Annotated in this window: 23 protein-coding genes; 11 read left to right on the top strand and 12 right to left on the bottom strand. The window is 50.5% G+C overall.

Going from position 1 to position 21,544, the window contains the following annotated elements:
- Nucleotides 1–51: 51 nt before the first annotated feature.
- The 6 genes from Q8K39_RS01205 to Q8K39_RS01180 all read left to right on the top strand — a co-directional run bounded on the left by Q8K39_RS01205 (nt 52) and on the right by Q8K39_RS01180 (nt 5,766).
- Nucleotides 52–1,872: a CIA30 family protein gene (locus Q8K39_RS01205; protein ID WP_305257968.1), complete on the top strand. Its 1,821-nt coding sequence runs from the start codon at nt 52–54 to the stop codon at nt 1,870–1,872.
- Nucleotides 1,873–1,909: 37 nt separating this feature from the next.
- Nucleotides 1,910–3,025: a sensor histidine kinase gene (locus Q8K39_RS01200; RefSeq protein ID WP_305257967.1), complete on the top strand. Its 1,116-nt coding sequence runs from the start codon at nt 1,910–1,912 to the stop codon at nt 3,023–3,025.
- The gene (locus Q8K39_RS01195) at nt 3,022–3,627 is read left to right on the top strand and encodes a response regulator transcription factor (RefSeq protein WP_305257966.1); all 606 of its coding nucleotides are present in this window, start codon (nt 3,022–3,024) and stop codon (nt 3,625–3,627) included. The genes Q8K39_RS01200 and Q8K39_RS01195 overlap by 4 nt, the downstream gene beginning before the upstream one ends.
- Nucleotides 3,628–3,781: 154 nt before the next feature.
- Entirely contained in the window at nt 3,782–4,288 is a 507-nt protein-coding gene (locus tag Q8K39_RS01190) for a hypothetical protein (protein WP_305257965.1), read from the top strand.
- 78 nt (nt 4,289–4,366) lie between these two features.
- Nucleotides 4,367–5,248 carry a helix-turn-helix domain-containing protein gene (locus Q8K39_RS01185; RefSeq protein ID WP_305257964.1) on the top strand — a complete coding sequence of 294 codons (882 nt, stop codon included), beginning with the start codon at nt 4,367–4,369 and terminating at the stop codon, nt 5,246–5,248.
- A 38-nt stretch (nt 5,249–5,286) separates the two neighbouring features.
- Nucleotides 5,287–5,766, top strand: coding sequence for an NADH-quinone oxidoreductase subunit B family protein (locus Q8K39_RS01180; RefSeq protein WP_186954744.1), 480 nt, complete (start codon nt 5,287–5,289; stop codon nt 5,764–5,766).
- A 109-nt stretch (nt 5,767–5,875) separates the two neighbouring features.
- Here the strand turns inward: Q8K39_RS01180 and Q8K39_RS01175 are convergent, their stop codons facing one another.
- From Q8K39_RS01175 to Q8K39_RS01155, 5 genes are all read right to left on the bottom strand, one after another.
- Nucleotides 5,876–6,217, bottom strand: a complete 342-nt coding sequence (locus Q8K39_RS01175; RefSeq protein WP_305257963.1) for an NIPSNAP family protein — start codon at nt 6,215–6,217, stop codon at nt 5,876–5,878.
- A gap of 99 nt (nt 6,218–6,316) precedes the next feature.
- Nucleotides 6,317–7,153, bottom strand: a complete 837-nt coding sequence (locus Q8K39_RS01170) for a serine hydrolase (RefSeq protein ID WP_305257962.1) — start codon at nt 7,151–7,153, stop codon at nt 6,317–6,319.
- Between the two features lie 176 nt (nt 7,154–7,329).
- Nucleotides 7,330–7,866, bottom strand: coding sequence for a peptidoglycan-associated lipoprotein Pal (gene pal, locus Q8K39_RS01165; RefSeq protein ID WP_305257961.1), 537 nt, complete (start codon nt 7,864–7,866; stop codon nt 7,330–7,332).
- Between the two features lie 181 nt (nt 7,867–8,047).
- Nucleotides 8,048–9,373 (bottom strand): ATP-binding protein, encoded by a 1,326-nt coding sequence (locus Q8K39_RS01160; protein ID WP_305257960.1) that lies wholly within the window; start codon nt 9,371–9,373, stop codon nt 8,048–8,050.
- Nucleotides 9,370–10,047: a response regulator gene (locus tag Q8K39_RS01155; RefSeq protein WP_186954749.1), complete on the bottom strand. Its 678-nt coding sequence runs from the start codon at nt 10,045–10,047 to the stop codon at nt 9,370–9,372. The genes Q8K39_RS01160 and Q8K39_RS01155 overlap by 4 nt, the downstream gene beginning before the upstream one ends.
- A gap of 153 nt (nt 10,048–10,200) precedes the next feature.
- Between Q8K39_RS01155 and Q8K39_RS01150 the strand changes: the two genes are divergently transcribed.
- From Q8K39_RS01150 to Q8K39_RS01135, 4 genes are read left to right on the top strand one after another with little or no spacing between them, the layout of a single operon-like run.
- Nucleotides 10,201–10,671 (top strand): cell division protein, encoded by a 471-nt coding sequence (locus tag Q8K39_RS01150; RefSeq protein ID WP_305257959.1) that lies wholly within the window; start codon nt 10,201–10,203, stop codon nt 10,669–10,671.
- Nucleotides 10,668–11,315, top strand: coding sequence for a DUF4166 domain-containing protein (locus tag Q8K39_RS01145; RefSeq protein ID WP_305257958.1), 648 nt, complete (start codon nt 10,668–10,670; stop codon nt 11,313–11,315). Before Q8K39_RS01150 ends, Q8K39_RS01145 begins: the two co-directional genes overlap by 4 nt.
- A complete protein-coding gene (locus Q8K39_RS01140) occupies nt 11,312–12,772 on the top strand; it encodes a TIGR01777 family oxidoreductase (protein WP_305257957.1) in 1,461 nt (486 codons plus the stop codon). Before Q8K39_RS01145 ends, Q8K39_RS01140 begins: the two co-directional genes overlap by 4 nt.
- Before the next feature lie 28 nt (nt 12,773–12,800).
- Nucleotides 12,801–13,253: a hypothetical protein gene (locus Q8K39_RS01135; RefSeq protein WP_305257956.1), complete on the top strand. Its 453-nt coding sequence runs from the start codon at nt 12,801–12,803 to the stop codon at nt 13,251–13,253.
- Nucleotides 13,254–13,587: 334 nt separating this feature from the next.
- Here the strand turns inward: Q8K39_RS01135 and Q8K39_RS01130 are convergent, their stop codons facing one another.
- The 5 genes from Q8K39_RS01130 to Q8K39_RS01110 form a co-directional block, all read right to left on the bottom strand.
- Complete coding sequence (locus Q8K39_RS01130) at nt 13,588–15,291, bottom strand: long-chain fatty acid--CoA ligase (protein ID WP_305257955.1); 1,704 nt, start codon at nt 15,289–15,291, stop codon at nt 13,588–13,590.
- A 134-nt stretch (nt 15,292–15,425) separates the two neighbouring features.
- Nucleotides 15,426–16,652, bottom strand: a complete 1,227-nt coding sequence (locus tag Q8K39_RS01125) for an acyl-CoA dehydrogenase (protein ID WP_305257954.1) — start codon at nt 16,650–16,652, stop codon at nt 15,426–15,428.
- A gap of 49 nt (nt 16,653–16,701) precedes the next feature.
- Entirely contained in the window at nt 16,702–17,151 is a 450-nt protein-coding gene (locus tag Q8K39_RS01120) for a PaaI family thioesterase (protein WP_305257953.1), read from the bottom strand.
- A 25-nt stretch (nt 17,152–17,176) separates the two neighbouring features.
- The gene (locus Q8K39_RS01115) at nt 17,177–17,941 is read right to left on the bottom strand and encodes an SDR family oxidoreductase (protein WP_305257952.1); all 765 of its coding nucleotides are present in this window, start codon (nt 17,939–17,941) and stop codon (nt 17,177–17,179) included.
- A 28-nt stretch (nt 17,942–17,969) separates the two neighbouring features.
- Complete coding sequence (locus tag Q8K39_RS01110; RefSeq protein ID WP_305257951.1) at nt 17,970–18,701, bottom strand: histidine phosphatase family protein; 732 nt, start codon at nt 18,699–18,701, stop codon at nt 17,970–17,972.
- Between the two features lie 101 nt (nt 18,702–18,802).
- Here Q8K39_RS01110 and Q8K39_RS01105 point away from each other — a divergent pair, with 101 nt between their 5' ends.
- A complete protein-coding gene (locus tag Q8K39_RS01105) occupies nt 18,803–19,714 on the top strand; it encodes a LysR family transcriptional regulator (RefSeq protein ID WP_305257950.1) in 912 nt (303 codons plus the stop codon).
- 50 nt (nt 19,715–19,764) lie between these two features.
- On the opposite strand, the gene Q8K39_RS01100 is transcribed toward Q8K39_RS01105, so the two are convergent.
- Nucleotides 19,765–20,100, bottom strand: coding sequence for a DUF3579 domain-containing protein (locus Q8K39_RS01100; protein ID WP_186954761.1), 336 nt, complete (start codon nt 20,098–20,100; stop codon nt 19,765–19,767).
- Nucleotides 20,101–20,554: 454 nt separating this feature from the next.
- A complete protein-coding gene (locus tag Q8K39_RS01095; protein WP_305257949.1) occupies nt 20,555–21,514 on the bottom strand; it encodes a hypothetical protein in 960 nt (319 codons plus the stop codon).
- Between the last annotated feature and the right edge of the window lie 30 nt (nt 21,515–21,544).

The following is a 21,544-nucleotide window of genomic DNA, read 5'->3' as shown; positions in this document are numbered from 1 at the left end:
TCAATATCGGGAAAGGCAAGATAGCGACATATCTCAACAAGGAGTAACAAGATGAAAAAAACCACTCTCGCCCTGGCCCTGGCTGTTTGCGCTGGCTGCATTCATTTTCCTGCAACTGCGGCAAGCTTTTTGATTGAACGTGTACGTGTATTTGATGGCAAAAAAATTCAAGCAGATAAGAATGTCCTTATCGTCGATGGCAAAATCCAGGACAGCAATTTCAAAGGCAAACCTGCTGCAGATGTCACCATCATCAATGGTAAAGGCCGCACCCTGTTGCCAGGCTTGATCGATGCCCATGTGCACGCCTATAAGGACCACGAACTACCATTGTTGTATGGAATTACCACGCAAATCGATATGTTCACCAACGTAACGCAAATGAAAGAGATCAATGAAAAAATGCGCAAGGGTGACAACCGCGAACGCCCTGATCTGATTTCTGCTGGCGTACTGGCAACTGCCCCTGGTGGACATGGCACGGAATATGGCATGTCCATCCCTACCCTGAGCAAACCGGAAGAAGCACAAGCCTGGGTTGATGCCCGTCTGGCAGAAGGCTCTCACTTTATCAAGATCGTGATTGAACACGGCAGTGACAAGCGCCCTTTCAATAGCCTGGATACCGCGACAGTCAAGGCCTTGATCAAAGCCGCTCATCTGCGCAAAAAGCTGGCAGTAGTCCATATAGGCAATCTTAAAGAAGCGCAAGATGCCTTAGCCGCTGGCGCAGATGGCTTGGTACATTTATTCAATGACAAGCAAATCAGTGATAAAGACATGCGCGATCTGGTCAATAGCGCAAAACGCAAACATGCTTTTATTATTCCCACTTTTTCTGTACTGGAAAGTATGGCTGGCATAAAAGCACAAGATGTATTGGCAGACAAACGCTTGACTGATTTATTGGACAAGTCTCAGATGCAAGCACTGAACATGCCCTTTGGTGCCAGGCCAGACCCAGATTTGCTAAAGGCACCAAAAATGGTGACGGCTGCCATGCATACAGCTGGCGTACCCATCCTGGCTGGCACTGATGCGGGTAACCCAGGCACACAATATGGCATCAGCCTGCATCATGAACTCGCCTCACTGGTAGATGCAGGCTTGAGCCCGATAGCAGCTCTGGCATCAGCCACATCTGTGTCGGCCAATGCATTCCAGTTAAAGGACAGAGGCCGTATCGCCAATGGTTACAAAGCCGATCTCTTGCTGGTCGAAGGCGAACCGGACAAGGCTATTAGCAGCACACGCAATATTGTCGATATCTGGAAAGACGGTGAACGCGTCACAGCGCAACGCGAACAAAAACAGCAGGAAGTGTCCAGGCAAAATGCGCAAAAAAATCTGCTGGCGGAAATCCCTGCCGATGGCCGTATCAGCTTGTTCAGCAAAGAAAAGCTAGCCAGCCCATTTGGTTTCGGCTGGCATCCTTCTACGGATGCGCCCATGGCGGGAAAATCAAGCGTCAACATCAAAAAGCTCGATACCACCAAAGAAACAGATGCACCAGCAGACGCCATCTCGATTGCGGCAACCATTAATCCTGGTTTTGCCTACCCCTGGGCCGGGCTGGCTTTCTTTCCTGGCAGGCAGCCCATGGAAGCCGCCAACTTAAGTGCTGCCAACACCCTGAAATTCCGCGTGAAAGGTGATGGTAAAGACTATAGTGTAGCAATCAGTGTTCAAGGTAGCTATATTCCTTTAACCGTACGCTTCAATACCACATCAGAATGGCAGGAAGTAGTGGTCCCATTCAGCAAGTTCAAGGGACTCGACGCCAGCATCATCACCATACTGGCATTCAATGCCGGGCCGCAAATTGGCGAATATCATTTTGAAATTGCAGATGTTCGCCTTTTAAAGGAATAATGCTGCTTTTATTGAAATACGCACCCAAGGCAAAACCGTGAGCATATCAATTCTATCGACCCTCTCTTTCCCCTGGGTGCCAGCGCGCTTTGGAAAAGCACCTTATTTCTGGCTTTTCTCATTTGCCATTTTTAGCTGGAAATATCTGTATGTCGCTCCCAACAGTCAGGAATTGATCGCCCTGGCATTGAGCCTGTTATTCTTTTTGCCGGTTTACTTTTATAGTTTTTGGTGTACTGGTTGGCGCATTTACGCATGCATCGTAACCGTTTGCGCCATGGGCATTATCTGGGCGCCCTACAATTTTGGCGGTTCCACTTTCTGCATCTTTGCAGCCACCATGTCCGCGCGCTTGCCAGATACACGCAAGGCATATTTGACTTTGCTCGCCGTAGGCATGGCCATTATGATCTCCAGCATTCTCATGAAACTGGAAACTTTTTTCTGGGTACCGGCAATCATCTTCAGCATACCCAGTGGCATCGGTGCCATCATGGGGGAGCGCCTGTCACGCAGTAATGAAAACCTGATCGCCAAGCAGCAAGAAGTCGAATATCTGGCTGCACTGAGTGAGCGTGAGCGCATCGCCAGAGATTTGCACGACTTGCTGGGTCACACCCTTTCGGTGATTACTCTGAAAGCCGAATTGGCAGGCAAACTCCTTGATAGAAATCCAGAAGCTTGCAAGAAAGAAATCCATGATATCGAACACACAGCACGACAGGCACTGGCTGAAGTCCGCGCTGCCGTCACTGGCTATCGTGCTACCGGCCTTGGTCATGAATTGCAGTCCGCCAAAAACACGCTGGATGCAGCACAAGTCGCCTTGCTCTGTGATGTAGAACAGTTCACCATGCCCCAGAACCTGGAAAATGTACTGGCACTGGCTGTACGGGAAGCGATCACCAATATCATACGACATGCCCAGGCCAGCCAATGTCATATACGGCTACACCGGCAAGGCTCGCACATCGTCCTCAAAATAAGTGACAATGGCATCGCCGGAAAAACTGGTGTTGTGCACAAAGGCAGCGGGCTCAACGGTATGAGTGAACGTGTGCTTGCCCTAGGTGGCAACTTGCAAGTAAGCACAAAACCTGGCATAACAGGATTACATTTGGAGTTATCTCTGCCCATGAAAGAAGAAACATGATACGCATCGTCATCGCCGAAGATCAAGCCCTGGTATCTGGTGCGCTGGCCGCCCTGCTAGGACTGGAAGATGATTTACAAGTCATCGGCCTAGCGAAGAATGGCCAGGAAGCCCTGACACTGTGCGAAAAAGAACAACCAGACATACTCGTCACCGACATTGAAATGCCCATCATGACGGGGCTGGAACTGGCCGCTGCCGTAGCAGAGAAAAAACTGAACAGCAAGGTCATCGTCCTGACCACTTTTGCACGTAGCGGTTATCTGCGCCGCGCCATGGCAAGTAGCGTGCGCGGTTATATGCTCAAGGATGCGCCTGCAAACACGCTGGCCACAGCCATACGCACAGTACACGCTGGTGGACGCGCCATAGCGCCTGAACTGGCCATGGAAAGCTGGGGTGGCGAGCAAGACCCTCTGAGCGAACGCGAACGTCAGGTATTGCGCCTGGCAGGCACTGGCTCCAACAGTACCGAAATTGCCAAGCTCATGCATTTATCAGAAGGAACCGTGCGCAATTATCTGTCAGAAGCGATCAGTAAACTGCATGCAAAAAACCGCGTGGATGCCTTCCGTCTGGCGCGGGATCAAGGTTGGTTGTGAGTTAGTAATGAAGCAGCCTATAATTAGACAAATCGCAAACTGAATGCAGGCCATGAGAAAACTCACCGTTTTTCTGCTATTCAGCCTCCCATCTCTCGCAGATGCGGGGCAAACTCTGCTTGAAGCAAAAGCAGACAAGTTGCGAAATGCAGCTATGAGTGCATTCGAAAAAAATCAGGATCAGAAGAAGGCCTTACAGCTCAATGCTGCAGCACTTAAAGTGACCCGGCATTTGCCGGAAACCAGCTGGCGCACCATAGAAAATTATGATGATGCCGGTTTGTATTATTACGAGAGCGGTAAATGGAAAGCATCAGCCCAGCACCAGGCAATTGCAGTACTGCTGGCTTGCGGCATGGAAGACAGCAAAGCCATGTTTCCAGTTTATGTAAAACGTTTGGGTTTTGCTTTTTCAAAGTATCGGCCAGGCCAGGATTTCGCCCCCATTGCCGCCAATCCCCTGATACTCCTGAGCGATATCGCCTTGAATCTGCGCGCCAATGCTGATTTGAGAAAACGCTATTTCAAGACCATAAAACTAAAACCGGGCACCCAGACTCCGACTGCAACTTATCTTTACAAAATAAAGCCCGACGCGCTACCTGCTACATGTTATATCCAGCCAGACCAGGCCAAGGAGCAAGCGGTCAAGAGTGAATAAGGCCTTTAGTGAATAAAGCGTTTTAAGCAAAGAGGCTACAATAGCGACAATTTCTTCCGCAATAAGAGCTAGCGTCAATTGCAAGATCCTTCTTTACCACATGCCAGCCTTGCCCCACATCCCTTGTTGGCGGATATCTGCATGCATTTTCTGGTCAAGGAAGTACCATCGTGCTGGTACACCGTGCCAGCCAGTCCACTACCGATGTTGATCGTCGTTTTAAACGGTGCGATGGAAATGGAAGACGGGCAGACCTTGTTTCGCTTCGCCATCGTCGGCCCCAACCGGCATCGTTCGCGGGGCAAGGCCCAGCCCGGCTCACGCTTCATGTCAACGACTTTTCGCCCTGGTAAACTCAGCAATATACTAGGTTACCCTGTAGACGAATTTAGCGACGCCGTTATCAATCTGGCCGATGTATTGCCGCTATCCCACTACACGGAAGTGAATGAAAAACTGGACGCCGCCAATGGTACTGCAGCCCAATTGGATGTAGTACAAAGTATGCTGTTACGCTTGCGCTTGCTTGAAAAACCTCGCATTGCTCCGCTGGTTATTCCCTATCACTGGATCAATAAACCAGCACAGGAACTAGCTGACAGCCTGGGTTTAGGCACACGCCAATTTGAAAGACGCTTTCTGGCCAGTTTTGGCCTCAGTTTGCGCAGCTACAAACAGCATTTACGCTACGGCACATCCCTGATGCAAGTCATGCTGGGCAGACTGCCAGCGAAGACCTGGGCAGAATGCGCCATGAATTTTGGCTATGCAGACCAGGCACACATGAACCGCGACTTTGTGCGTTTTACTGGACATACGCCAGCACAACTGATACGTGGCATTGCCGGACAAGATCCTGCACTTTGGGCATTCAGCTTTAACGAAACTGAATTGGGGGAGTTGTTTATTCCCTCTGATGAGATCGATGTCGTTTCGGTACAAGACCGAATCATCGCTTGAATGCATAATCGGTGCATCTCATAGAAGGAGCACCATCCATGGAAGAGCAATCAGGTTTGTTTCAGGATTCCTACATCCTGACCAACGTCAATGACTTGATGAACAAAGTGCAAAGCAATAGCATGTGGTATCTGTCTTTTGGTCTCGCTTGCTGCGCTGTGGAAATGATGCAGGCCGCCAGCGCCCGCTACGACATGGATCGTTTCGGTTTCATGCCACGCGCCAGTCCCCGCCATGCAGATCTGATGATAGTCGCTGGCACCCTCACCAATAAAATGGCCCCGGCCCTGCGCAAAGTGTATGACCAGATGGCCGAGCCACGCTATGTGATTTCCATGGGTTCTTGCGCCAATGGTGGTGGCTACTACCACTATTCGTATTCCGTGGTTCGCGGCTGTGACCGTATCGTCCCGGTTGATATCTATATCCCTGGTTGCCCGCCAACCGCAGAAGCCCTGATTTATGGATTACTGCAGCTACAGAACAAGATCAAGCGCAGCAATAGCATAGCGCGCTAAAACCACCGTACATGCCTCACGCTGCACATCCAGGCATGTATGCTTTGTCATTCACAGCCCTGCTCCATCTATCCAGCGGTCTGGGTAAGCAAGCTGAGTGTTTGGCTGACTAGTGCGCATTAAGTTCACGCATACTGTTAACGCCCTCGTCAGACAGCCAGACCAGGGTGTTCATATAGGTATCGATGCAATCGACTAATTCTGCCCTGGGACCGTTTTTCCATTCGCTGGAACCATAGAAGGCATTTTGTTCGGCTTCCAGTGCATCACGGCTGGCATAAGCACGTATCATGTAGTAGCTTGCCTCTTCATGGTCTGAGTGGCCATAGGCGACCACGTCCATATTCCTGCTTTTCAACATGGGGACAGTGATTGTATGCACGGTGTGATGAAACGCCTCGGCAACGCCGGGTTTCAGGCGATAAATGCGAATTTCGACTAAGCGGGGCATGGCGATTCCTGTCAGAGTTCAAATAAGAACTGGCATGCTAGCATAGCTGTCGAATTTTTATTGCCCATCAATGCAGGACGCTGACACAAACGAGGCAATTCAACGATGACGGTTATGTCGCCTGACTGTCTTCGCCTTGATTTCTTCTCTATACCCCAGCAGTTTCCCAATATTCAAGGCATCCGTCCACCGTGCAGAACTTGCTCGCGCATTCAACAAAATCATGGTGGCTTTTTTACCTGCCAACTTCACACGCATGATGAGACAGGCACCCGCTTCGTTGGTGAAACCGGTTTTCGATAACAGTATGTCCCAGCCTTTTTTACCAATCAGGCGATTGGTATTATGGAATTCTCGGCTGCGACCATTCTTCAGTGTGACGCTGTCTTCACTGGCAGTGGTGATGTCGGCAATTTCCGGATAGCGGGATGCAGCTTGCGTCATCTTCACCAGATCAGCCGCCGTTGAGGTATTTTCTGGCGACAAGCCAGTCGCTTCACGTATGACGGTATGCCCCATACCCAAGGCAATCAATTTGGATTTGACAGCCGCCATGAATGCACCCTGACCACCAGGGTAAGTACGTGACAGTGCGGCGGCAGCACGGTTATCGGAAGACATCAGAGCCAGTTGCAAGGCCTCTCTGCGGGTCATGCTTGAACCTATGGTGACATGGGAGCGACTATGCTTGAGCTGGTCTTTATCCTCTTCTTCTATGGAGATTTTCTCACCCATATTGGCTTTGCTGTCGAGCAGCACCATGGCTGTCATAAGCTTGGTCAGCGAGGCAATGGGCACTACTTCATCAGCATTTTTTTCCAGCAAAACCTGTCCATTGCGCTCATCGACAACAATGACATTTTGCGAATTCAATTGCATGGCAGACAGGCTGCCGCAATAAAACATCAGGACTACAAGCAACTTCGGCTTCAACATCTGGGCACATCAATTCTGTCACGGGATTAAACAAATAAGGCTGACGCAAAATTGCTAAGGCGATGACATCGCAACAGATCTAACAATTTTGCGTCAATATTATAGTAAAAAACCAGTTTGCATACTGGCGTCATTTCATGACACCGAATACAAACTGGTTTTAGTCATGTCAAGAATTATTTACCTGAGTAGATAATATCTGCACGACGATTTTCTGCCCAGGAAGCTTCATCACTACCTGTGGCTTTTGGTTTTTCCTTGCCCAGGGATACAGCTTCCATTTGCGCTTCAGGAACGCCTAACAGGGACAAGGATTTGCGCACGGCTTCTGCACGTTTTTGACCCAACGCCAGGTTGTATTCACTGCCACCGCGTTCATCGGTATTACCCTGGATCAGGACTTTCTTGCCTTTGTTAGTACCCAAATATTTAGAGTGAGCGTTGACTGTGCCACTGTATTCAGTTTTAACTACGTATTGGTCAAAGTCAAAATAGACGCTACGTTTTGCCAGCGGGCTATTTGGATCATTCAATGGGTCCATTTCTGCTTTTACTGGAGCTACGTTACGAGTGTCTGTAACTACAGGCTTAGTCGTTGTTGCAGGCTGTTGTGCTGGCTGTTCGGCTACTTTAACTGGTGAACTGCAAGCTGCTAACAAAGTAGCAATTGCTGCCAAACCAGCAGCGTTTTTGAATGTGTTGATTGCACGCATGTAAATACTCTCTAAATTTTTGATTGGTCGATTCAAACCTGCCACAGAACATTTCCGGTATCAGGTATTATGAAACTTCGCCATCTTGCCCCAAGAAACTTAGGTGAATCTTAAAATTTCCCATTTATTCCGGTTAAGCTGAGAATTTTTTCAAAAAAAACAACTTTATTGTCATAATCAGTCAATTTGACTGATTATTTGCAGCAGTAAACAGGATAATTACCTCCAGCCCACCCAAAGCTGCATCGGCCAGATTGATCGTCGCATGATGTCGGTCTGCAATGGCTTTGGCGATTGCCAGCCCCAGACCGCTGCCACTCTTATTTGTACCTGCGACACGATAAAAACGGTCAAAGATACGTGCACGTTCTTCTACGGGGATGCCGTCGCCAGTGTCCTGTATACCCAGCCGCAATCCATCCTTGTCATGGCTGAGACTGATCTGTACCCTGCCCTCATCCTGTATATAGCGCACGGCATTGTCTAGCAGATTGCGTATCATGATGCGCAGACTTTCGCTATCGCCTTGCAGCTCAAGCAGCTCATTCATTTCTGCATTGATGATGATTTTTCTGGATTGCGCAAAGGGCATGACATCGCTGACAGCCTGCTCTATGCAGGTATTCAGTGTGATGCTCTGGAAGCTCAGGCTGGCTTGTGAAGTTGGATCTTGCCTGGCCAGCGCCAGCAATTGCTCGACCAGGCGCGAAGCCCTGTCGACACCGCCGAGTAAGCGATTGATGGCTTGCTCGTGATTTTTTTCATCCTTAACCCTGCCAAGATTTTGCACCTGCAGGCGCAAGGCGGTGATGGGTGACCTGAGCTCATGCGCGGCATCGGCGACAAAACGCTGTTGCGACTGTATTGCCAGGCCCATGCGACTCAACAGGGAATTCAGTTCCGTCACCAGCAATGACACTTCCCTGGGGACACCGTCGGATGAAACCGGATCAGTGGAATTGGCATTACGGTTGGCCAGCTCGCTACCTATGCGGTTCAGAGGTGCAAGGACAGAATTGATACCCCACCAGACGGCGCAAAACAAGAGTAGGGACACAGGTATTACCGGCCACAAGGTGCTCAGCGCAAACGATATTGCCCTGTCCCTGCGTGAACCCATTTTTTGGGCAACCTGGATGACACGCTTGTTCTCTTCTGCGGCATACACGCGCCAGTCGCCGTTTTCCAGCGTCACCGTTGAATAGCCTAGCGCAGCCTGCTTGGGCAGGCTGCGGTGCTGGCGTGACTGGTAAACCCTGGCCCCATCTTCTGACCAGACTTGTACGACAAAATCAAAATCATCAAGTTCTGTGCCTGGCAGGTTGTGCCAGTCTACCTGATCAAAATCACCGTCCTGCAAGGCAAGTGCCATTTGCTGCATGTGGTAATCAAACAGCTTGTTCGCTTCACCAATGGCGGCATGCAGCGAGCTGGCAAATTGCAAGGCTGCGGCAGCCAGAATGGCCATGCCAAACAAGAGCATCATTTGCAGGCGCAAAGACTTCATGTGCTTTTCTCAACCACGCTTTTCTCAACCATATAGCCAACGCCACGCACATTGACGATGAATTTTTGGCCCAGTTTTTTTCTCAAGCCGTGGATATACACTTCGACTGCATTGCTTTCGATTTCTGAGGTGGCACCAAACAACTGGTCTTCCAGACGGCTGCGCGAGAGTATGGCGCCGGGGCGTGCTACCAGAGCGTCAAGGATGGTCCATTCACGCGAAGAGAGTATGACCTGCTCTTCACCAACAAACACTTGCCGGGTGGTGGTGTTGACAACCACTTCCCCGCAGATATATGAAGTATCGGCACGGCCACGGGACCTGCGTACCAGCGCATGCATGCGGGCAAGCAACTCATCAAGGTCAAAAGGTTTGACCAGGTAATCGTCCGCACCGGCATGCAGGCCACGGACTCTATCAGGCACGGCATCGCGTGCCGTCATGACCAGCACTGGCAAGGTATCACCGCGTTTGCGCAAGGCTTTTAGTATTTCCATGCCATCGCGCTGTGGCAAGCTCAAGTCCAGCAACAAGACATCATAGCTATGGAATTGCAAGGCTGTCTCTGCAGCTTCGCCGTTGCTCAGCCAATCAACCAGATTGGCTTCACTTTCGAGAGCAATCTGTATGTTTTCACCAATCATGGGGTCGTCTTCGACGAGCAGGACTTTCATGGTTTTTGTATGTTTTAGGTTTGAAATAGGGTTGCAGCGTGGATTGTACGCCATGGGCCGACCTGAAAGATATGCTGCAAATCGCTTGACAGGCCCTCACATTTAATCTTTAATTTCTGTAACGACAGAAATTAAAGAAATAAAGGAAAATACATGCAACAAAGGCAATCATCATTACGCAAATGGCTGATATGCTGGCTTTATGCAGCTGCTTTTGCCCATTTCATCATCGGCCTCCTGCTGCCCTGGATCAGTGCCACTGGCCTGGTCGAGGTCTATCACCAGCTCATTGAGAGCCATTTCTGGCCACAGGCTGCACCAGATGCGGCGCGAAACATGCAGGTGTGGTGGATGAGTCTTTTTGGCGCCACCGTACAAACCGTAGGCTTGTGGATGGGTGCGCTGATTTATCTGGGCAACCAGCATCGCAGCCGCATTGCCTGGCTGTGGCTGATGATAGGCATATTGGTATGGGCACCGCAAGACATGCTGATTTCCATGCAGGCGAATATGCTGATCAATGTATGGATAGATGTCGTTGCTGTCCTGAGCATGATCCCTCCCCTGTTCATTTTGTGGAAAATGGATGCACAGAACACTGAACATACTGAGGGAAGTGCATGAACCCAGATAGCAAATCCATCCCGTCTGAAGGTGAATTGTTCAGGAAAATACTGGGCAAGGAATGGCTGAAACTGCACCCGGATATCCAGGCCAGGTTTGCCAAAAATCCTGAACCTGACAAGCCTTTGTATTACACAGGTGTACTCAGCGAATTGAGCTGTTCAAGGATAGGCAAACTCCTGGGTCATCTGACCAAACCTATGATAGCCGGGGCTTTGATCCCTTATACCGATCATGACTTTCCTGTCGATATCATGGTGTATTCCAAGCCAGATTGCCCTGCCATCTTCAAGCAAAGGATATACCGCCTCCACAACAGGCCGCCGATACAGTTCACATCGTATATGCGGGAAAGTGAAAAAGGCGAAGTGCTCGAATATGTGGGCATGGGCCTAGGCATGAAACTGATCCTGCGCGTACATGAAGGTAATCTTTACTTCACCAGCGATGGTTATTTCTGGGATGTGCTTGGTTATCGCATTCCCATACCCGGCATTTTCACACCGGGCAAAACTTATCTATGCCATCGCAATGACAACCCTGAGCAATTCAATATCCGCATAGAAATCAAACACGCCTTGTTTGGGCGCACGTTTACCCAGATCGGCATTTTCAAGGAAATTCATACTGAGGCAGCATCATGAACACTCATTTAATCGCCCTGCAATTGATGGCCGCGCAAGGCTTGCTCGGCGCTTTCGATACACTGTATCACCATGAATTGACTGAAGCCTTACCGCAACGCGCCAGTGCCCGCACAGAGTTGGGTATACATGCGACCCGCGCCCTCATTTACAGTGCGCTGTTTATTGGTTTGTCGGCATGGGCCTGGCATGGCGCCTGGGCTATTGTATTATTGCTGGTGTTTGGCGTGGAGATCGTCCTGACCTTGTGGGACTTCGTGATCGAAGACCAGACCCGCCTTTTGCCAGCCACTGAACGCGTGACACACACCGTACTTGCGATTAATGGCGGTGCCTTTATCACCTTGTTGGTCTTGAATACGCCAGAGTGGTTTGCCGCCCCTACACAGATGTTGTGGCAACCACAGGGCTGGCTCAGTGTTTTTTTGGCATTATGTGGTGTGGGCGTGGGTATGTCGGGCATACGGGATGGGCTGGCTGCACTCCATCTCGGTAAAATCGCAATCAAAGAAAGGCAGGCAAGCATGAACCATTTCAGCGACAAATCAGAGCAGGTTTTGGTCACCGGCGCCACTGGCTTTATCGGTAGCTTGCTGGTCAAGGCTCTACTGGCTGATGGGCAGCAAGTGACGATACTCAGCCGCAATCCAAAACAGGCAAGCTGGAAATTTGATGGCAAGGCCAGGGTTATCGCCTCCATGCAAGATTTACCCGCAAATCAGCGCATCGATGTCATCATCAACCTGGCCGGTGCACGCATACTAGGCTGGCGCTGGTCGGAAAAACGCAAGGCAGAATTGCGAAACAGCCGCACTGGCCTGACCAAAGAAATCACTGCGTGGATCAGTAGAGCAGAAAGCAAACCCAGGCTATTGCTGGCAGCCTCAGCCATAGGCTATTACGGCATACAGGCACCGGGTGATGACAGAGAATTGACTGAAAGCGCAGCACCACAACCCATCTTCATGTCTGAACTGTGCCAGGAATGGGAACAAGCCAACCAGCTTGCCAGTACTTACGGCGTCAAGGTTGCCAAGATGCGTTTCGGCGTTGTCCTGGGCCAGCAAGGTGCACTGGGCATGATGCTCCTGCCCATCAAGCTGGGCCTGGGTGGTGCGCTGGGTAGAGGCAAGCAATGGCAATCGTGGATACATGTGCATGATGTGCTGCGTGGCATTGCCCACCTGTGGCAGCATGAAGCCAGCCTGCCGCTGGATAGTGCTTATAATTTCACCGCACCTGAAGTAGTGACGCAAAAGCAGTTCAGCACCATCGCCGCCAGTGTCTTGCATCGCCCCAGTTTCTTCCCTACCCCAGGCTGGCCTATGCGCTTGATGCTGGGTGAGCAAGCTGATTTATTACTGGAAGGCCAGCGTGTAATACCAGCCAGATTATTAAGTGAAGGCTTTGTATTTGACTATCCGGATTTGCGTAGTGCGCTGATCAATTTAACCTAGCAGGCTGATTGCCATGTAAAGAACGCCTATGCCGCGCAGAAGACAACTCACATCGGTAGCAGCAGGAATTATTGACAGTTTTAATAGCCGAAATAATGATCTGGAAGGCTATTGGGCCATAGGCAAGCTTTGCCGGTTTGCGCATGAACACGCTATCTCTACCGTCACACTAGATTTGCTGAATATCGTCTGCACGCCGGACAGCACCGAGTTCAATGCCATCATGCATGACTACAAAGTGAAGCTGCTTGCAATCTTGAATAAGCAGGGAATTCCAGCAGACTGGCTAGCGGCAGCCAAAATACAAATTGATTTTCAGCCTGAATATAGAGCGCATTTGCACTACTTTCGTTCCGGTTGGGGTAATCCTTATACTGTGACTGTCACTTTCATTGCAGACTCGGGAAAGCAATACAACGTCCGGACTGGCGGTAATTGCAAGCCTCATGATGCTCTACGAGAATGCAGGCGAAGTGCTTAACTGTCGTGCAAGATGCCGCACTTGAAATCTGAGATTGAGTCTCAATCTGGTGTTGCAAATTCAAGGAGCAAGCCATGTTCTTTCTGCGTCATCCCCAACCCGTGAGGCCAAGAAAAGCCGTGCCTGAACTACAGGTCAGCAGTCGAAGTCAGGCGATAGATACCAAAACTATTGTTGTCGAGCGCAGCGTCAAAGATTTGCAGTCTTTACAAGTGCAACTCAAGGAAAAAATATCAAGATAAGAAAAAATGCGGCTTTCCGAAAAACAACCAGAAAGCCGCATAAACGCGCAAAACTGTTTTAGCCTGACTCGGACAGGCTTAGTCGACATTGATCAGGCTGCAGCCCTTTTCTTCGCTTCTTCTTCATACAATTCTTTCTTGGACAATTTACCTACCGGGGTCTTCGGTAATTCTGCACGTATATCCATGGCTTGCGGCATTTCATGCTTGCCCAGTCTATCTTTCAAAAAGTCCTTCAAGTCTTCAAAACTGAAGGCTGTCTGCCCTGTCTTGAGTTTGATAAAGGCCTTGGCCGCCTGACCGCGATACGCATCGGGGATGCCGATGACGCTGACTTCGGCGACTGCCGGGTGTTCATAAATCGCCTCTTCGATATTGCGCGGATAGACGTTGTAGCCACCAGACAAGATCATGTCCTTGGTACGGTCGACGATGTACACAAAGCCGTCCGCATCCATATAGCCTACATCGCCAGTGCGGAAGTAACCGTCAGGCGTAAAAGCGTCGCGGTTGGCATCTGGTTTGTTCCAGTAGCCTTTCATGATATTCGCGCCAGCGACACAGATTTCGCCACGTTCACCCAAGGCCACTTCCTGGCGTATGTCATCAATGCTGGCAAATTTAAAACGTATGCCTGGTGTCGGCAAACCACAGGAACCAGCCTTGCGCACGCCGCCCAGAGGGGTGAAGGTGCCAGTGGGTGAGGTCTCGGTCATGCCCCAGCCTTCGAGCAACGTACAACCTGTCAGGGCCTGGAATTGTTGCAGCACTTCTGTCGGTAAGGGCGCACCACCGGAGTTGCAAAACTTCAGCGCGCTGAGATCATATTCCTTGATTTGCGGATGGTTGATGATGGCGGTGTACATGGTAGGCACGCCTGGGAATACCGTGATCTTCTTGTTCGCCAGATCCTTCACCACGGCATCAGCATCAAAACGGGTATGCAAGACAATTTCTGCTCCCATGCGTATGCCAAACAGCATGTCGACTGTCAAGGCGTAGATGTGGAACAGTGGCAGCACAGCAAGTAGCTTTTCCTTGCCTTCTTGCAGCACTCGCGGCTCGATATTTGTGGTTTCCATGATCTGGCTGCAAGCCGTGGTCAGGTTGCCATGGGTCAGCATTGCCCCTTTAGGCAAGCCGGTAGTGCCACCTGTATATTGCAGGGTGGCGACGGCTTCCCTGGGGTCGATTGCCGGGATGGGCGTGTAGTCACCACCATTGTCCAGCAGCTTTGCAAACAGCAAATGCTGGGTGTCTTCAGGAATGGCGCTGAGCTGCCCTGCCTTGTCCAGGTTCGCCTTGACGGCATCAGGATAAGGCGTCATCTCTGGAATATTGCCGATGATGAGTTTTTGCAAGCGGGTATGTCCCAGCATCTTGGCCATTTGCGGGTAGAGCATCACCATATCGAGCGTCACCAGTATGTCGGTATGGCTGTCGGCAATTTTATGCTCCAGCACTTTCTCGGCATCAAGAGGTGAGTAGTTCACCACCGTGCCACCGGCCTGGAGGATGGCGAAAAAACTGATGACATAATGTGGTGTGTTGGGCAGATACAGGCCCACATGCACACCAGGTTTGACACCGAGTTGCTGGAAACCTTTGGTGGCCTGATTCACCAGTTTTTGCAGTTCAGCATAGCTGGTCTTCTTGCCCATGAATTCCAAGGCTGGCAAGTCCGCCCATTTGGCAACGGCATCATGCAGCAATTGTGGCACGCTGCTGATCGGCAGGTCAGCGTCCCAGTGTACGCCTGCGGGGTAAGATTTGATCCAGGGTTGTAAGTCGCGCATTTTTGTCTCTCTTTATAAGAATAATTTGAAAATGTCAGCCAACTGGGAAGTTAACGTCGGAAAAGCCCTGCCTCGGAAAGAGGAAGAGCCAATCCGGAACTACCCGTAAATCGCACTTATGAAACTACAAGTAATTATTTTTTCTCCGTATATTTCTTCAACTCCATCTTGCCGATCTGATTCCTGTGTACTTCATCCGGGCCATCGGCCAAGCGCAAGGTACGGGCTTGCGCATACGAGTATGCAAGACCAAAATCGTCAGACACGCCACCACCGCCATGCGCCTGTATCGCCCAGTCGATGACCTGGCAAGCCATAGTTGGCGCTGCTACCTTGATCATGGCGATTTCTTTAGCTGCGGCCTTGTTGCCGACCGTGTCCATCATCTGTGCAGCATTCAAGACCAGGAAACGCGCCTGGTCGATCAGGATGCGGGCATTGGCAATTCGTTCCAGCGTCACGCCCTGGTCTGCTACCCGTTTGCCAAAGGCCACACGTGTCAGAGAGCGTTTGCACATGTCTTCCAGTGCGCGCTCTGCCATACCAATCAAACGCATGCAGTGGTGAATGCGGCCAGGCCCGAGGCGGCCCTGGGCAATTTCAAAACCACGACCTTCGCCCAGCAAGATGTTGGATGCTGGTACCCGCACGTTTTCAAACAGGACTTCACCATGACCATGTGGCGCATCGTCATAACCAAAGACCGGCAAGGCACGCAGTATGGTCACGCCCGGTGTATCACGCGGTACGATGATCATTGATTGTTGCTTGTGGCGGTCAGGATTGCTTGGGTCGCTCTTACCCATGAAGATGAACACTTTGCAACGCGGATCATTGGCACCAGACGACCACCATTTACGACCATTGATGACATACTCATCGCCATCACGCACAATCGATGATTCGATATTGGTGGCATCAGATGACGCCACTGCCGGCTCTGTCATGGCAAAGCAGGAACGGATTTCACCACGTAGCAAGGGCTTCAGCCATTGTTCCTGATGTTCTGGTGTGCCGTAGCGGGCAAACACTTCCATATTGCCGGTATCAGGAGCCGAGCAATTGAATACCTCTGGTGCCCAGACAGCACGTCCCATGATTTCGCACAAGGGCGCATACTCCAGATTGGTCAAGCCTGCGCCGTGGCCAGATTCTGGCAGGAAGAGATTCCACAAACCGGCATCGCGTGCCTTGGCCTTAAGCTGTTCAACCACCTTGGTCGGTATCCATGCATTGCCTGCCTTGCGGTTGGCAGCTATCTCACCAAAGAAAGTTTTTTCATTTGGATAGATGTGCTCATCCATGAAGGCGATCAGGCGTGCCTGCAAATCTTTGACTTTGGGGCTGTATTGAAAATCCATTTTATTTCCTTTTTCCTGGTTGGTCCGGCTGGACATGTATATGTCCGATTTACTTTCTTTGCAGTTCAATATTGCGCGCCGTCAGCAATGCTGTTGCGCATAAAACTTCTTCGCCATTGCGAACAGAAAAAACCTCTGCGGCGCTGACTGTCAGCAATTTGCCGTGTGAAACCACACGCCCGCGCGCCCGCAGTTTTTCACCATCGGCAGGTGCGACTATCTTCAAATTACAATCAATGCTGGCATTGATCCAGCCTGCTGGTAACAGAGTGCCGGCGGCAGAAACTCCAGCAAAATCAGCGGCGGCAAAGATGGCGGTAGCCTGCATTTTTCCTGGTACGAAACTGAGTTCTTCCCGGTAGGCGATATCCAGTTCCACCTCGCCTGGTTCCACCTTCACAAACGCTATGCCCAGCCATTTCGCCATCGGCATGGCCAGCACCAGGTTCTTTAGCTGTATTGCGTAATCTGGATTGCTAGCCACATATGACGGTTTCATGATCGCGCCTTATCTTTGTGTCGCATTAACTGACCAGATAACCACCATCAACATTGATGCAGGCACCCGTGGTGTAGCTAGCTGCATTCGATGCCAGGTACAAGACCGTGCCCGCCATTTCATCTGGTTCGGCAATGCGTTTCATGGGTATGCGGGTCAGTGCTTTTTCGAGGATGACGGGATTGTGGAACAGGGCCGAGGCAAACTTGGTATCTGTCGCGCCTGGCAACAAGGCATTCACGCGCACACCCATGGGCGCACACTCTTGCGCGAAGGATTTGGTCATGGCGATGACAGCTGCCTTGGTGATGGAGTAAATCCCTTGCATGGCACCTGGCACCACACCATTGACGGAAGCCACATTGATGATGCTGCCACCGCCATTTTTTGCCATCAGTTTGGCACCTGCTGAAGACATGAAGAAATAGCCGCGTATATTGACATCCACCGTCTTCTGGAAGGCACTGACATCGGTCTCAGTGATATGCCCGAAGTGCGGGTTAGTGGCGGCATTATTGACCAGAATATCGAGCCTGCGGTGAGCGGCCATGATGTCGGCAAACAGAGCATCAATCTGCGACATTTCACCGATATGGCAAGCGCGTGCTTCTGCCCTGCCACCTGCAGCGACGATTGCCGCCACCACTGCTTCACAGGCTTCTGCCTTACGGCTGGAAACGATGACATAGGCACCGTTAGCAGCCAGGGTCTTGGCAACGGCTTCACCTATGCCACGGCTGGCCCCTGTGACCAGTGCAACCTTGCCCGTCAAATCAAACATTGCTGTCATCTCCTGCATCTCCTATTTCTCTCATTTTTCAAACGTATGTGATTGCTTTGGGATTGTTCAGCACTTCAAGGTGCGAAAAATTATTCAGGTAAGCCAGTGCCGGGCGCAATACGCCCTCTACGGTAGGCTGTAGATGAAAACGGGTGACCGCACTATTCACCAGCGACCAGTTGAGTTCGGCGAAGCGTGGATCAGGGAAACCCAGTACATGCTGGCATAGCGCCGAGATAGTGCCGCCAGAAGTGAACACGACGATGTTCTTGGCATCATCAGCAATTTCCAGTTGCTTGTGCATGGCGATGATGCAACGCTGGCGGAAAGCATTCCAGCTTTCTACATATTCAGCATCATGCTCACCAGACATCCAGCGGCTGATCGCCTGGGCAAAAATATCCTGGAAGGCTTGTTTGCCGTTCGGCGTATTCATCAGGAAATGCTTGACGGCTGCCGGATCATCAAAAGCTGGCACATGCCGCGCCAGGACTTCATGGTGGTTGTATTCATTAAAACCTGCATCGCAATGCCAGGCAGAGGTATCCAATGCATCAACATCCTGTTGCAGCATTTCAGACAGACAGGCTCGCGCAGTTTGCTGGTGCCGTGTAAGCGCGCCAGTGACCACTCTTGACACCTGCATATCACGCTCTGCCCACCAGCGGCCCAAGTGCCTTGCCTGCTGTTCGCCCAGTTCAGATAATTGGTCATAGTTCTGGTTGCCGAATGAAGCCTGCCCGTGCCTGACCAGATATAAAGCTGCCATTTGTTCCTCTGTGAGATATCACTTATAAATTGATGAACAAAGTGTAAGCCTGCGCCTATAATTGATCAAATGAATAGTTATTATCGGAATTAATTAATTTCATGCATTTATCTCGAGTCGATTTAAACCTGTTCACCGTCTTTGTTGCCATCTATACCGAAGGCAGCGTGACCCGTGCCAGCCAGCAACTGAACTTGACCCAGCCAGCCATCAGCCATGCACTGAACCGCCTGCGGCAATTGTTCAATGACCCACTGTTTGTACGTCAGGGGCAGATGATGGTTTCGACGCCGCTGGCGCGCAGCATCATAGAACCGGTGCGGCACGCCTTGCGCGGGCTGGAAGTGACGCTGACCGAGAACGAAAAGTTTGACCCCGCAATGGCCAGCAAGCAATTCAACCTGGCCTTACGTGACGTATTGGAATCCACCGCCCTGCCGCCGCTGATGGAAAGCATCACCCGGCAAGCGCCGCAAATCAATCTGGCAGCGATACAGGTGGAAAGGCGGGAACTCGTGAGTGAACTGGCGGCTGGCAGCCTTGATCTGGCGATTGACATGCTCTTGCCTCTGCCAAATGAGATACGTCGCCAGAAGGTGGTGCAAGGCAATACCGTTGTACTGGCTAGACGCGATCATCCCGTCATACAGGGCAAGCTGGATCTGGACACCTATATACAGGCCGAACACATACTGGCCAGCTCAAGACGTAAGGGCATGGGATTGGAAGATTTTGAACTGAGCCGCCTCGGCTTGCAAAGACGCATACGCCTGCGCTGTCAGCATTATTTTGCGGCTTGCAGGGTGGTCAGCCAGACTGATTTACTGCTGACCATGCCGGAAGGCTATGCACGCATCGCAAATGAACAATTTAACAATCAGATCTTGCCATTGCCAAGCTCCATGCCTTCATGGGATGTGTATTTGTACTGGCATCAAAATGTGGAAAATGATCCTGCTAATCGCTGGCTAAGACAGCAAGTGATAGAGGCGTTTCAAAACCAGACGGTGTGATGGTGCAAAGCAGACATGCACTGGATTAATCCAGTATCAAGCGTGGAACTTTACTTGCCAGCAGCCTTGGGCTCGTCTGGCAACAGGCAGGCATCGATAATTTGCAAATCATTATCTTTGGCAAAGCTGACGACAAAATGATAAGCCAGCGGCTCTATATCGCGTATTGCTTCATTGACCACAACAGAACGCACACCGTTCAACAATATCGGGCGTACATAGGGTGAATATTGCAGGTGTGAGTGCCTGCCACCGTCAGGGCTGAAACAAGACATGGCTCCGCACAGGCGCTCTGCCCAATCACTGGGGCGAAATTGTTTGCCATCACTGGTTAAACCCTGGATGAAAAACTCGCGGACTTGTTGCGTTTTTGTGGAATCGGCCATGTGCTCGGCTTGCTGAAGCAAGAGTGAATTAAGCTTAACATCATTATGTGACACCAAGCTTTCAATATACTTCCATATTATATCTTATAGAAGACTTGAATCAAAACCGGCGTTACTGATATATCTGGCTTTGATGTAAAGCAGGCAATCTTACCCAGCAACTCATTGAGCCAATATAGTTCATTTTGTCGTGTAGTAAAGAAAAGAGCGGGCCAGGACTTATTGATTGATCATCATATTGCGTGCGACATGTTTAAATTGACAGGTATGAATTGCCGTTATCAATGAACAAAACACAATTCAAAAAAATGTCCTTCATGCAGAAATAAATGAATTTTCCCAACTGAGAAGCAAGCTTGATCAGATGATTCTTACCCAGAAGTTTAGTGCCACATTAAACGGCATGCTCGCAACTGTTCAATATCGATCTGCACATGCCATTTTTTCGGCCTTTTCACTCTGTCAGATGCTTTATTATCTGTCTATTCTCATTCACCAACGCAATATGTGCCAAGCCATTGAAGCGATGACGTTTTAGGTCATCCTCTATTCCATCGCGCATAGCCAGGTTGACGCGCAACTTGTCTGCATCCATTTCGACCACTGCCTGCATATGTGCCAGCACGGATGCGCGATTGGGGCCAGCAATACTGAGCGCATAACGATGCAAGCTCGCATTCGGTATGATTTGCGCCCCCCAACTGGATTTGTACCACAGTATGCCATTGCCAAAAACGGGTGGCGTGATGCCCAGATTGATGGCAGGGTATCCTTGCTCCATACTCATGCTGAACATTTTGTAATACAGAAGCGCATTCAATTGGCGCATGCGCTCCTTGTCCGCATACACAGCAGGGTGCAGGCCTAGTTTATTGAAATAAGCGACACCAGAGATGCGCGGTTTGAGCAATAAAAACCCGCCCAGTCTCTGACCATTCTCCGATACAAAGACCAGGTGCGAGCGACCGGCCTGCGCATACATGTTTTCGGCAGTATCCAGATGCGCATGTTCGCCATGTCGTGTGCGCAAATAAGGTATCAACATCTGCTCATGAAATTCACGATAGTCGTCCAGGCTATGGCCTTCGTCAAAGCTGACATTGCTTTTCAATGCCTGTTGCACACTGCGCCGCACATTGCCCCGCAATTGCTTCATGAATCCTTCCATAGCGGCAGGCAGCGGCAAGATGGCCTCAAGGTAATCGGGTATTACTATTTCTGGCCGGGCTTGCCAGGGCAAATGCGGATACAAAACGACATCGGCTGAACCATACCGCTGGATTGCTGCACGCAAGCGTAGAGGCTGGAAACTTCCCAGTACTTCTTGCTGGTAACCTGGATTCAAAAAAGCGTCTGCCAGTAAATTGCTGGAGCCATAGAAAATCACATTCAGCGCTTGATCTGTATGAATCAAGCTGCCTGAAAATCGAGTGATGACCAATTC

It is taken from the genome of Undibacterium sp. (genome assembly GCF_030683615.1).
Classification (GTDB): domain Bacteria; phylum Pseudomonadota; class Gammaproteobacteria; order Burkholderiales; family Burkholderiaceae_D; genus Undibacterium; species Undibacterium umbellatum.
Note: the sequence above shows the minus strand (reverse complement) of the source record. Positions and strands in the feature narration are given on the sequence as shown.